Genomic DNA, 12,717 nt, shown 5'->3' on the forward strand with positions numbered 1-12,717 from the left:
TCCTCTCGGTGCACCGGGCATCCGGCACGACCGACCAACCATGCTAGCCGTGGCGGGAGAACGCGGGAATGGCTCGATCCGACGTCAGTCCCGACGGCGCCGATCACCACGGGGCCCGCGGTCGCCGCGGGGCCCCCGGTCACCGTACGATCCGCGACCGCCACCGAACCGCCGTCCGCCGCGGCGCTCCGGCTGCTTCGGCGCGATGAGCTGCTCGTACGCGGCGTCCTCGATCGGCTCGGCGGAGGGCTTGCGGGCGCCGGTGGCGCGGTACAGCCACTCCTCGTCCGGGGCCGCCTCCAGCGGCTTCGCCTGGACGCCGGCCTGGTGGGCCAGCCGGACCATCGCACGACGCTGGTGGGGCAGGATCAGCGTGACGACGACACCGTCGGTGCCGGCCCGGGCCGTACGTCCGGAGCGGTGGGTGTAGTCGCGGGGGTCGGCCGGCGGGTCGACCTGGAGGACCAGGCCGATGTCGTCGACGTGGATACCGCGGGCTGCCACGTCAGTGGCGACCAGGACCGGTACGGTCCCCTCCTTGAAGGCGGCCATCACCCGGGCGCGGGCGCCCTGGGTGAGCCCACCGTGCAGGGCACCGGCCATCACACCCGCGTCGCGGAGCTGGCCGGAGATCCGGTCGGCACCCTTCTGCGTCCGGGCGAAGACGATGGTCCGGCCGGGCCGGTTGGCCAGTTCGGCGGTGACGGTGGCCTTGTGCTCAGGCTTGACCAGCACCAGGTGGTGCTCCATCGTCGAGACCGTCGCCTGGCCCGAATCGACCTCGTGGACGGTCGGGTCGTGCAGGTAGCGCTTCACCAGACCGTCGACACCCTTGTCCAGGGTGGCCGAGAAGAGCAGCCGCTGACCGTCGGTGGGGGTCTCGTCGAGGATCCGGGTGACCTCGGGCAGGAAGCCCATGTCGGCCATCTCGTCGGCCTCGTCGAGGACCGTGACGCGGATGTCGGACAGGTCGGCGGCGCCCTGCTCGATCAGGTCGATCAGCCGGCCGGGGGTCGCGACGATGACGTCGACGCCCCGCGACAGGGCGCGGCGCTGCGGATCGTACGACATGCCACCGGCCACCAGCAGCGACCGCATGCCCAGGGCCCGCGCGAGCGGGGACAGCACGTCGGCCACCTGCATGGCGAGTTCACGGGTCGGTTCGAGGATGATCGCCTGCGGCTTGCGCATGCTGCCGTCGGGCAGCACGCTGCTCTGCAGCCGGGTCAGCAGCGGCAGCGTGAAGCCCAGCGTCTTGCCCGAGCCGGTGCGCCCACGGCCGAGCACGTCACGGCCGGCCATCGCGTCGGGGATCGAGGCCTTCTGGATCGGGAAGGGGTCGGTGATGCCCTTCTGGGCGAGCACGGCGACCAGGGCGGCCGGGACGCCCAACTGGGCGAATCCGTTCGCGCCGGTCACCGTCGAGGTGTCGACCTCGACGTCCTCGGCCTCCCGCCACTCCATCGTATCGAGCGGGGCGGCCGGTGCCTCGTCACGGTCGTGCCGGCGGTCGTTGCGACGGTCGTCGCGGCGGTCGTCGAACCGGCGCCGGCGCGGGGCGCTCTCGTCGTTCCAGCGCTGACCGTCGACATCGACGTCACGGCCCCACGCGGAGCTGCGGGGACGGTTCTCCTGGTAGGAGCTACCGCCGCGGCCGAAGCCACCCTGGGGCCGACGCTCGTCCCGGCTCCGGTCGTCACGGCTCCGGTCGTCACGGCGACGGTCGTCGCGGCCCCGGTCGTCACGGGCGTACGGCTTGCGGCCGAAGTCACGGTCCTCGCCCTCGCGGCGGCGACCCTGGGAGTCGTTGCGGGTGCGGCGCTGGGCCGCGGCGCGGCGGCGGTCCTCGCCGTAGGAACGGCCGTCTCCCTGGTACGCCTCCGGACCCCGGTCACGGTCGTAGCCACGGCCCTGGGGGCGGGAGTCCCGGTCGTACGATCCGCGACGCTCCTCGCGGGGCTCGCCGTCACGCTGGCCACCGCGGTGGCGCGGACCGTGGCCGCGCGCGGCGCGCTCCTCGGGGGACCAGCGCTTCTTGGGGGTGCCGTCGGCCTTCTGGCTCTTGGGCTTGCGGCCGGAGGGGCCGCCTGAGGACATGGAGGGGCGTCCGTTGTAGGGCACGGGGATGACTCGCTTCCGGACCTTCTGGTCCTGACCTGATAGGCGCGTCATCATGTTCGACAGTCGCCCGGCGGAAACGGGGCGCCCCGGTGTCCCGAGGTGGAGACGGCCCATGCGCCCGGCACTGGGCGACTACTTCCCGGACAACGCTGCGCTGCCGGGTGATTCATGCTACCTCGCGCGCGGCCCTCCCCACGAATCGTGATCCACCCCGGGGCACCACCCTGCGGAACACGTCCGCGACGCCTCCCGCACCCCTCCTCCTAGACTGGATCGCGAGGTGCACGTCGTTCGCCCACTCGTCACCCGATGTTGGGACGCTCGTCGACGTACGTCATCCTCCGGCCATCTGGTCCCCGCAGACTTGCCGGAGGTCAACGAAAGGGCATCACGTGCGGGTCGCGATCTTCACGGAATCCTTCCTCCCCGCCATCAACGGAGTCACCCACTCCGTGATGCGCGTGCTGGAGTACCTCCGCGACGAAGGCCACCAGGCCATGGTCATCGCGCCCGCCAGCGGGGGCCGCGAACCGTCCGAGTACGCCGGGTTCCCGGTGATCCCGGTCGCCGCCGTCGGCCTGCCGGGCTATCAGGACGTCCGGGTCTCCGGCACCACGCAGCTGCGGCTGGAACGCCTGCTGGAGGACTTCCACCCCGATGTCCTGCACCTCGCGGCGCCGATCGCGCTCGGCCACCGCGCCGCCCTGGCCGCGAATTGGCTCGGCATCCCCGTCGTCGCGATCTACCAGACCGACGTCCCCTCCTACGCCGCCCGGTACGGGTTCGCCGGCGCCGAGACCCTGCTCTGGTGGCGGGTCCGCCAGATCCACACGCAGGCCACGATGACTCTCGCCCCGTCCACGCACTCCCGGGCCCAGCTGCTCGAGCACAACATCCCGCGAGTCGGGCTGTGGGGGCGCGGCGTCGACTCGGTGCGGTTCGACCCGGCGAAGCGGGACGAGGACTGGCGACGCCGCGTCGCCCCGCACGGTGAGCGCATCATCGGCTGCGTCGGCCGCCTCGCTCCGGAGAAGCAGATCGGTGACCTGCAGGCGCTGGCCGATCTGCCGGACACGAAGCTGGTCATCGTCGGCGACGGTCCGCTGCGGGCCGACCTCGAAGCCTTCCTCCCGACCGCGCACTTCACCGGACAGCTGACCGGCACCGCCCTGCCCCGCGTGATGGCGAGCATGGACGTCTTCGTGCACCCGGGTGAGCTGGAGACCTTCGGCCAGTCGATCCAGGAGGCGATGGCCTCCGGTCTCCCGGTGGTGGCACCGGCCAAGGGTGGCCCGATCGACCTGGTCAACTCCTCGCGTACCGGCTGGCTCTACGCTCCCGGCGACCTGGCGACGATGCGTCGCCACGTCCGTGACCTGCTCGGCGACGACCGCAAACGGGCGGCCTTCTCGGTGGAGGCGCGTCTGTCGGTCAAGGACCGCACCTGGGGCCGGCTCTGCGATGACCTGATGGGGCACTACCGGGAGGCCATCGCCGAGGTGACGACCAGCCGGCAGCGGCTCAGCGCCTGAGCGTCAGCCGCGGAAGATCCGCGGCACCCGGTCACCGATGCGGGTGACGATCTCGTAGCCGATCGTCCCGCACCAGCGCGCCCAGTCGGAGGCCGTCGGCACGATCCCGTCGGCATCGGGGGCGCCGAACAGCACCACCTCGTCGCCGATCCGATCCTGCGCATCCTCGCCGAGGTCGACGATCAGCTGGTCCATACACACGCTGCCCCGCTGGAACACCCGGCGGCCCCCGGCCGCGAACTCCAGCCGCCCCGCCCCGTGCCGCGGGATCCCGTCGGCGTAGCCGAGCGGCACCAGGCCCAGGTCCGCCCCACCCTCGGGGGCCTGCCAGTGGAACCCGTACGACACCCCGGTGCCCGCCGCGACGTGCTTGCGGTTCACGAAGCGAGCCCGCAGCGTCATCACCGGCGTCAGCGCCACCCCGGCATCGGCGGCGATGGTGCCGTCCGCCGGATCGATGCCATAGCCGACGATCCCCAGCCGGACCAGGTCATAACGCGATCCCGGGATGCTGAGCGCGGCGGCGGACGCGGCGATGTGGCGGATCGGCACCCGCAGGCCCGCCGCCCGCGCCTGCTCGAGGGCCCACTCGAAGACCTCCAGCTGGGCGGTGTTGCCCGGATGGCCGACCTCGTCGGCGCAGGCGAAGTGCGACCAAACGCCGACCACCTCGAGGGCCCCGGTCTCCTCGGCCGCCTTCGCCGCGGCGAGTAGTGCCGGCCACTGCTCGGGCAGGCAGCCGTTGCGCGACAGGCCGGTGTCGATCTTGAGGTGGATCCGAGCCGTCCGCTCCACCCGGACGGCGCCCGCCAGCACCGCTTCGACCTGGTCGGGGCTCTGCACCGAGACGTCCACGTCCGCGGCGACCAGCGGCGTCAGGTCCTCACCCGGCCCGTACAACCAGCAGAACAGGCGCCCGGTGTCCCCCGCGGCGCGCAGCGCCAGCGCTTCCGCCGGCACGGCGACCCCGAGCCAGCTCGCCCCCGCCTCCCGCGCGGCCCTGGCGCACGGCAGCATGCCGTGGCCGTACGCGTCCGCCTTGACGACCATCATCACCTCGGCCGGAGCGACGAGGTCACGGATGGCGGCGATGTTGGCGCGCAGGGCGTCGAGGTCGATCAGGGCACTGGCGGTCTGGGGGTCGATGGTGGGCCCGGCGGAAGTCATGCCGGTCATTCTGCCCCGTTCGGATCACGGAGCCGTCAACGATCGCCCAGCAACCCCCGCAGCGTCACCCCGAACCGTTGTGCCAGGGCGTGGGGCGGCAGGGGCGGTTCGGCCGCCGCAGTGAGCGCCTGCAGGGACGCCCCGCAGACGGCCGCCTCCGCCGCCGGCAGTCCGGCCGCGAGGAGGCTGCCGCAGACCCCGGACAAGGTGTCGCCGGAGCCGGCCTGGGCGGTCCACCCCGGTCCGGGCACGGCGACGTCGACCGTACGTTCCCACGGCGTGGCGACGTACTGGGTCGCGCCCTTGAGCAGCACGGTGGCACCGAAGAGGTCCGCGGCCCGATGGATGTGGCCCAGCGGGTCCTCCTCCACCTCGGCGCGGGACACCTGGAGCAGGCGGGCCAACTCCCCCGCATGGGGGGTGAGCAGGTGCTCCGGCGACAACGTCACGTCGGGCACGTGGCGCAGCCCGTCCGCGTCGATCAGCACCGGCACCTCCTGGTCGAGGATCTCGGCCAGCCTGATCGCGCCGTCGTGGCGGTCCCCCCAGCCGGAGCCGACCACCCAGGCCTGCACCCGGCCCGGTGCCGTCACCACCGAAGGGATGGCAGCGAGCGTCGCCCGGGCCACCTCGGCGGCCCCGAGCGAACGGATCATCCCGGTCCCGGCGTAAGCGGCACCGTACGCCACCAGCACCCCGGCGCCCGGGTAGGTCGCCGATCCCGCATCCACGCCCACCACGCCGCGGGAGTACTTGTCCGAGCGGCAGGTCGGGACGGGCCAGCGGGCAGCCACGTCGGCCGCCTCCCACTGGCGCAGGATCGGCGCCCCCAGCTCCCCGATCGCCTCCCAGTGCAGGCCGATGTCCACCACGTCGATCTCGCCGCACCGCTCGGCGGCCGGCTGCAGCACCTGGCAGGCCTTGGCGCTGCCGAAGGTCACGGTCCGCTCGGCCCGGAAGGAGGGATGCGCGGCCGCACCGTCGGCGGCCAGACCGGACGGCAGGTCGACACTCGTCACCGGCGTCCCGGACCGCTCGGCCGCCTCCGCGAGTCGCAGACCCTCGCCCGTCAGTCCCGGATGGCCGCCGATGCCGAACACGCCGTCGACGATCCGGTCGACCCGGCCCATCAGGGAGATCGCTCCCTCCAGGTCCACGCTCGTCGCACCGGCCTCGGTGCAGGCGGCCCACCCGGCCGGATGCACCCGGCCCGGCACCACGGCATGGACCCAGACCCGCACGCCACGCCCCGCGAGCCGGGCCCCGGCCCAGAGCGCATCGCCGCCGTTGTTGCCCGGCCCGGCGAGGACGAGCAGAGTCGTCCCGTCGGTGTGGCCGAGGTCCCGCAGTAGGCTGGTGGCCAGCGCGTCGGAGGCGCGCTCCATCAGTTCGCCCGCCTCGGTGCGGGCGAACGCCTCCTCCTCGGCGGCGCGGATCGACTCCACGGAGTGGACGAGCAGCACGATGACCTCCTACGACTCCTGGCCGGCGTTCTCACAGACGACGAACGCGGTCGCGATGCCGCCGTCATGCGACATCGACAGATGGGTCCGGACGATGCCGAGGCGTTGCTCGAGCTCCGCGACGGTGCCGGTGGTGACGAAGTACGGCTGCCCGTCGGTCGTCTTGCGGACCTCGCAGTCGCGCCAGACCAGGCCGCCGGGTGAGCCGAGCGCCTTCGCGAACGCCTCCTTGGCGGCGAACCGGCCCGCCAGCGACGCCGGGCGGTGGCGGGCCTCCTCCGGGGAGAAGAGCCGCTCCACCAGCCCGGGCGTACGCAACAGCATCTCCTCGAAGCGGGAGATCTCGCAGACGTCGACCCCGATCCCGACGATGGTCATCCGGCGGTCCCGCCTTCGCTACTCGACCGTGACGGACTTGGCGAGGTTGCGCGGCTGGTCGACGTCGTGGCCGAGCACGGTGGCCAGTTCGCAGGCGAACAGCTGCAGCGGGATGACGGCGACGAGCGGCTGGAGGATCGTCGAGACCTTCGGCAGCCGGATCACCGTGGTGGAGAACTCCTCGACGGTCGCGTCGTCGGCCTCGGCGATCGCGATCGGCCGGGCGCCGCGGGCCCGGATCTCCTGGATGTTGGAGATGACCTTGTCGTGCAGCTGGTCGCGACCGCGCGGCGGCACCACGACGAACACCGGCATGCCGGGCTCGATGATGGCGATCGGGCCGTGCTTGAGCTCACCGGCGGCGAAGCCCTCGGCGTGCAGGTAGGCGATCTCCTTGAGCTTCAGCGCCCCCTCGAGTGCCACCGGGTAGCCGACGTGGCGGCCGAGGAAGAGCACCGACGGCTGGTCGACGAGGCGGGCGGCCAGGTCGAGCACCGGCTGGGCGTTGTCCAGCACCTGCTGCATCAGCGGCGGCAGGCTCTCCAGCTCCTTCACCACGGCGTGGATCTCGTCACCGTACATCGTGCCCTTCACCTGGGCGAGGTAGAGGCCGAGCAGGTAGCAGGCGGCCAGCTGGGTGGTGAAGCCCTTCGTCGAGGCGACACCGATCTCCGGGCCGGCGTGGGTGTAGATCACCGCGTCGGACTCGCGCGGGATGGTGGACCCGTTGGTGTTGCAGATGGCCAGCACCCGGGCGTGCTGCTCGCGCGCGTGCCGGATGGCCATCAGGGTGTCGGCGGTCTCGCCGGACTGGGAGATCGCGACGACCAGGGTGGTCGGGCCGACGATCGGGTCGCGGTAGCGGAACTCGGAGGCGAGTTCCACCTCGCAGGGGACCCGGCACCAGTGCTCGATGGCGTACTTCGCCACCATGCCGGCGTAGAAGGAGGTGCCGGCGGCGATGATGATGATCTTCGCGATGTTGCGCAGCTCGGTCTCGGAGATGCGGATCTCGTCGAGGGTGAGCGCGCCGTCGTCGGTGTGGCGGCCGAGCAGGGTGTCGGCGACCGCCTTCGGCTGCTCGTAGATCTCCTTGCGCATGAACCAGTCGAAGCCGCCCTTCTCCGCGGCGGACAGGTCCCAGTCGACGTGGAAGCGCGTCGCCTCGGCGGGCTGGCCGGTGAAGTCGGTGACCTTGACCTCGTGGTCGGTGATCTCGACGACCGAGTCCTGGCCGAGCTCGAGGGCCTCGCGGGTGTGCTCGATGAAGGCGGCGACGTCGGAGGCGAGGAAGTTCTCCCCCTCGCCGAGGCCGACGACCAGCGGCGAGTTGCGGCGTGCGGCGATGACCCGGCCGGGGGTCTGGGCGTCGGCGGCGACCAGGGTGAAGGCGCCCTCGAGTCGGTTGGCGACCGTGTGCATCGCCTCGGCGAGGTCGGCGCCCTTGGCCAGCTCGACGCCGAGCAGCTGGGCGGCCACCTCGGTGTCGGTCTCCGACCGGAAGGTGATGCCCTCGTTGGTCAGTTCGGCGCGCAGCTCGGCGAAGTTCTCGATGATGCCGTTGTGCACGACGGCGACCCGGCCGTCCTCGGACAGGTGCGGGTGGGCGTTGCTGTCGGTGGGGCCGCCGTGCGTGGCCCAGCGGGTGTGGCCGATGCCGGTGCCGGACTCCGGCAGCGGGTTCTCCGCCAGAGCCATCTCGAGGTTCAGCAGCTTGCCGGCCTTCTTCTCGGCGGCGATCCGCCCGTCCGCCACGATGGCCACGCCGGCCGAGTCGTAGCCGCGGTACTCGAGGCGCCGGAGACCCTCGACCACTACCTCACGGGCGCTGCGGGGCCCGACGTACCCAACGATTCCACACATGGGGACAGCCTAGCGGCCGACCGACCAGGGCCTCCTCAGGTCGCCCAACGTCCGGCCACGACCCGGCCGACTGGGTCATCGGCACGGGGAGCGGGCAGAATGGCGCCCATGCCAGACGCGACGCTGTCACCGGGCAATCCCGGCCCCGACCTGGGCGAGGCCGGCGGACCGTACGTGCACCGCAGCCGCGCCGACTGGGCGGAGCTGGCCAACGCGTTGCCCTCCCCGCTGAGCGAGGAGACCCTGGACCGGCTGCGTGGTCTGGGCGATCCGACGTCGATGCGTGACGTGATGGAGGTCTACCAGCCGCTGACCCGGCTGCTCAGCCTGCACTTCCGGCACCGGGGCAACCTCTACCGCTCGACGAACACCTTCCTGCGCCTCGACGTCAAGCGCACCCCCTTCGTCATCGGCATCGCCGGCTCGGTCGCGGTCGGGAAGTCGACCACCGCGCGACTGCTCACCGAGCTGCTGAGCAACTGGCCCGACCATCCGAACGTCGAGCTCGTCACCACCGACGGCTTCCTCTACCCGAACGAGGAGCTCAAACGCCGCGGCATCATGCACCGCAAGGGCTTCCCCGAGTCGTACGACCGCCGGGCGCTGCTGCGCTTCGTGATGGACGTGAAGTCGGGGCGGCCCGAGGTCACCGCACCGGTGTACTCGCACCTGTCGTACGACATCGTGCCCGGGGAGCGGCTGGTGGTGCGCCGGCCGGACATCGTGGTGGTGGAGGGCCTGAACGTCCTGCAGCCGGCCCGGGTGCACGCCGACGGGTCGACCGGGCTGACCCTGAGCGACTTCTTCGACTTCTCCGTGTACGTCGACGCCGCCTCGGAGGACATCCGTACCTGGTACCTGGAGCGGTTCATGTCGCTGCGGGAGACCGCGTTCCGCGATCCGCGTTCGTACTTCCGCCGCTACGCCGAGATGAGCCTGGAGGGCGCGACGCGGCAGGCGGCGAACATCTGGGACACCATCAACGGCCCCAACCTGGCGCTCAACATCCGCCCGACCCGCGGCCGGGCCACCGCCATCCTGCGCAAGGGCGCCAACCATGAGGTCAAGTGGGTCCGGATCCGCAAGATCTGACCTCTCGCACGATCCCCGATCCCCCGACCCTCCCAGGAGAAGCTCCATGACAGCCACCCCCGACGCGGACGTTCCCTCGGCCTCCGACCCGGTCGTCGCCAACGTCTGGTACGACCGCGACGAGGACGCGGTGCTCGGCCTGTTCGCCCCCGACGGGTCCGAACTCAGCGTCGCGGTCACCATCGGGGATCGCTGGCCGACCTTCGGCCGGCTGCTCACCCTGCTCGCACCGCACCTGGTCCGGTCGTCGGTCCGCGGTTTCCTGGAGCAGTTGGAGGGCGCCGGCATGCGCCTCGACGGCTACACCGCCCATGACCTGGCCGATTTCGAGCGGGGACGTACGTCCGGGTCCTGAGGCGCAGGCGAGCGGCCCGGTCAGCCGCGGGCGGTGCTGCGCGGGGTGGTGGTGCGCAGGGTGAGCCGTTCGGCGACGACGGCGGCCAGTCCCTCGGCGACGGCCCGGGACCGTTCGGCGTCCTCGCACTCGACCATGACGCGGACGACCTGCTCGGTGCCGGAGGGGCGCAGCAACACCCGGCCGCGGGCACCGAGGGCCGCGTTCGCCGCGGCGACCGCCGCCACCACGTCGGCGTCGGTCTCGACCCGGTGCTTGTCGACGTCGGGGACGTTGATCAGGACCTGCGGGATGCGCTGCACCACGGAGGCGAGCTCGGCGAGCGGCGCGCCGCTGTCGGACATCACGGCCATCAGCATCAGCGCGGTCAGGGCGCCGTCACCGGTCGTCGCGAGGTCCCGCAGGATCACGTGCCCGACCGGTTCGCCGCCCAGGTTGTAGCCGCCGTCGCGCATCGCCCGCATGACGTGCCGGTCCCCGACATCGGTCCGGATCACGTCGATGCCGCGGTCCTTGAGGGCGTGGTCCAACCCGAGGTTGCTCATCGAGGTGACCACGACGGCCCGGCCCTTGAGCAGACCTCGCTCCTGCATGGCGAGGGCGAGGATCGCGATCATCTGGTCGCCGTCGACGATCTCCCCGTCCGCGGCGACGGCGATGGCCCGGTCGGCGTCCCCGTCGAGGGCGATGCCGAGATCGGCACCGTGCTCGAGCACGGCCCGCTGGAGCTCCTCGGGGTGGGTCGACCCGCAGCGGTCGTTGATGTTGGTGCCGTCCGGCTTGCCGTTGATGACGACGACCTCGGCGCCGAGTTCACGGAAGGCGGCGGGGGCCGTACGATGCCCGGCACCGTTGGCGAGGTCGAGCACGACCTTCAGGCCGACCAGGGAGATGTTGTCCTGGGTGACGGTACGCAGGGTGGAGACGAGGTGGTGGACGTACTCCTCCACCAGCTGCGGGGCATCGGACACCCGTCCGACCGCCGCACCCATCGGGCGCTGCCACGGCTCGAGCAGCTGCGCCTCGATGGCGTCCTCCGCGGCGTCGTCCAGCTTCCAGCCGCCGGCGCGGAAGAACTTGATGCCGTTCTCCGGCATCGGGTTGTGACTCGCGGTGAGCATGACACCGAGGTCGGCGCCGCCGGCCCGCACGAGATGTGCGAGCCCGGGGGTCGGAATGACTCCGACCCTGACGACGTCGACCCCGGTGCTGGCAAGTCCGGCCACCACGGCGCACTCCAGGAACTGTCCGCTGATCCTGGGGTCGCGGCCCACGAGTGCCTTGAGGCGACGCTGGGCGCCGCTCTCGCCGAGGACGTGGGACGCCGCGACCGCCAGGTCGAGCGCCAATTCCGCAGTGAGGTCCTGGTTCGCGCGACCGCGAACACCGTCCGAACCGAAGAGTCGACCCATGGTGAGTCAGCCCCGAGGGGCAGTGATCAGCGCTTCGAGTACTGCGGAGCCTTGCGGGCCTTCTTCAGGCCGGCCTTCTTGCGCTCCACCGCACGGGAGTCACGGGTCAGCATGCCGGCCTTCTTCAGCGAAGCGCGGCTGGCCTCGGCGTCGACGGCGTTGAGCGCACGGGCGACACCCAGACGCATGGCGCCGGCCTGGCCGGAGGGGCCACCGCCGTGCACGCGGGCGATGACGTCGTAGGCGCCATCGACACCGGCGACGACGAAGGGCTCGTTCACCAGCTGCTGGTGGATCTTGCTCGGGAAGTAGTCCTCGAGCTTGCGCCCGTTGAGGGACCACTGACCGGTACCCGGGACGATGCGGACGCGGGCCACGGCCTCCTTGCGGCGGCCGGTGGCCATGCCGGGGGCGACGATGGCCTGGCGCTCACCCGGGGCGGAGGTGCCGGGGGCACCCTGTCCCTCGGAGCGGTAGGCGATCTCCCGATCACCCTCGGTGAAGGAGGAGTCGAGCTCCTCGGCGTTGTCGATCTCTGCGACGTTTTCAGACACTTGGTTGATCCTCGGCAATCAGTGGGTCACTGGGCGATCTGGACGATCTCGTACGGCTGCGGGTTCTGCGCCGCGTGCGGGTGCTCGGGGCCGCCGTAGACCTTGAGCTTGCCCATCAGCTTGCGGCTCAGGCGGTTCTTGGGGAGCATGCCCCAGACCGCCAGCTCCACGGCGCGACGCGGATCCTTCTGGAGGAGCTCGCCGTAGGCCACGGACTTCAGGCCACCCGGCTCACCACTGTGCCGGTGGGCCATCTTGTCGGTGGCCTTCTTGCCGGTCAGCCGGATCTGGGAAGCGTTCACGACCACCACGAAGTCACCACCGTCGATGTGGGGGGCGAAGGTTGCCTTGTGCTTTCCGCGCAGCAGGGTCGCGGCGGCGACGGCGAGGCGGCCAAGGGTCACACCCTCGGCATCAATGACATGCCAATGGCGCTCGATCTCGCCGGGCTTCGGGCTGTACGTAGACACGGTCGGGGACCACTTCCACTAGGTAGTTTTCGTTTCTCTGTACGCAGTGCGGCCGGGGAGCCGCGACCGCCACACCGGATCTCCGGGGCGACTGGCTCGCCGGCATGGCGTCGCCACGCGCAACATCGCAATAGATTACCGTCGCGGGAGGCCCCGGTCAAAACAGGCGGTCAAGCGCCCACGCCGGACGGCCCCTGATGTGTCGTGTCTACCACACCGCGTGATCATGGCCACGGTGCCCGGTAGGCTTTTCGGACCCTCGCGCACCCTATCGTGCCGCCATGGGAGAGACTCTGACCATTCGCGACAA

The 12,717-nt window shown here is 71.6% G+C and carries 11 protein-coding genes; 3 read left to right on the plus strand and 8 right to left on the minus strand.

Features of this window, described 5'->3' with window-relative positions; all coding sequences use genetic code 11:
* Window positions 1-84: 84 nt before the first annotated feature.
* The gene (locus Rai3103_RS02255) at window positions 85-2,097 is read right to left on the minus strand and encodes a DEAD/DEAH box helicase (protein ID WP_153571224.1); all 2,013 of its coding nucleotides are present in this window, start codon (window positions 2,095-2,097) and stop codon (window positions 85-87) included.
* Window positions 2,098-2,513: 416 nt separating this feature from the next.
* On the opposite strand from Rai3103_RS02255, the gene Rai3103_RS02260 reads away from it, so the two are divergent.
* A complete protein-coding gene (locus Rai3103_RS02260; protein WP_153571225.1) occupies window positions 2,514-3,653 on the plus strand; it encodes a glycosyltransferase family 4 protein in 1,140 nt (379 codons plus the stop codon).
* Window positions 3,654-3,656: 3 nt separating this feature from the next.
* Here the strand turns inward: Rai3103_RS02260 and alr are convergent, their stop codons facing one another.
* The 4 genes from alr to glmS are packed head-to-tail and all read right to left on the minus strand — an operon-like array spanning window position 3,657 to window position 8,524.
* Entirely contained in the window at window positions 3,657-4,820 is a 1,164-nt protein-coding gene (gene alr / locus Rai3103_RS02265; RefSeq protein WP_153571226.1) for an alanine racemase, read from the minus strand.
* 35 nt (window positions 4,821-4,855) lie between these two features.
* A complete protein-coding gene (locus Rai3103_RS02270; protein ID WP_153571227.1) occupies window positions 4,856-6,283 on the minus strand; it encodes a bifunctional ADP-dependent NAD(P)H-hydrate dehydratase/NAD(P)H-hydrate epimerase in 1,428 nt (475 codons plus the stop codon).
* Window positions 6,284-6,292: 9 nt separating this feature from the next.
* Window positions 6,293-6,661 carry a holo-ACP synthase gene (locus tag Rai3103_RS02275; RefSeq protein WP_153571228.1) on the minus strand — a complete coding sequence of 123 codons (369 nt, stop codon included), beginning with the start codon at window positions 6,659-6,661 and terminating at the stop codon, window positions 6,293-6,295.
* 18 nt (window positions 6,662-6,679) lie between these two features.
* Complete coding sequence (glmS, locus tag Rai3103_RS02280; protein ID WP_153571229.1) at window positions 6,680-8,524, minus strand: glutamine--fructose-6-phosphate transaminase (isomerizing); 1,845 nt, start codon at window positions 8,522-8,524, stop codon at window positions 6,680-6,682.
* Window positions 8,525-8,632: 108 nt separating this feature from the next.
* Between glmS and coaA the strand changes: the two genes are divergently transcribed.
* Together coaA and Rai3103_RS02290 are read left to right on the plus strand one after the other, a co-directional pair.
* Entirely contained in the window at window positions 8,633-9,616 is a 984-nt protein-coding gene (gene coaA / locus Rai3103_RS02285) for a type I pantothenate kinase (RefSeq protein WP_194793234.1), read from the plus strand.
* Between the two features lie 46 nt (window positions 9,617-9,662).
* The gene (locus tag Rai3103_RS02290) at window positions 9,663-9,971 is read left to right on the plus strand and encodes a hypothetical protein (RefSeq protein WP_153571231.1); all 309 of its coding nucleotides are present in this window, start codon (window positions 9,663-9,665) and stop codon (window positions 9,969-9,971) included.
* 20 nt (window positions 9,972-9,991) lie between these two features.
* Here Rai3103_RS02290 and glmM read toward each other — a convergent pair whose 3' ends face one another.
* From glmM to rplM, 3 genes are read right to left on the minus strand one after another with little or no spacing between them, the layout of a single operon-like run.
* The gene (gene glmM, locus Rai3103_RS02295; protein ID WP_153571232.1) at window positions 9,992-11,383 is read right to left on the minus strand and encodes a phosphoglucosamine mutase; all 1,392 of its coding nucleotides are present in this window, start codon (window positions 11,381-11,383) and stop codon (window positions 9,992-9,994) included.
* A gap of 26 nt (window positions 11,384-11,409) precedes the next feature.
* Window positions 11,410-11,937, minus strand: a complete 528-nt coding sequence (gene rpsI, locus Rai3103_RS02300; protein ID WP_153571233.1) for a 30S ribosomal protein S9 — start codon at window positions 11,935-11,937, stop codon at window positions 11,410-11,412.
* A 26-nt stretch (window positions 11,938-11,963) separates the two neighbouring features.
* Window positions 11,964-12,407 (minus strand): 50S ribosomal protein L13, encoded by a 444-nt coding sequence (gene rplM / locus Rai3103_RS02305; RefSeq protein WP_153571234.1) that lies wholly within the window; start codon window positions 12,405-12,407, stop codon window positions 11,964-11,966.
* Window positions 12,408-12,717: the final 310 nt, after the last annotated feature.

The organism is Raineyella fluvialis, assembly GCF_009646095.1.
Classification (GTDB): Bacteria; Actinomycetota; Actinomycetes; order Propionibacteriales; family Propionibacteriaceae; genus Raineyella; species Raineyella fluvialis.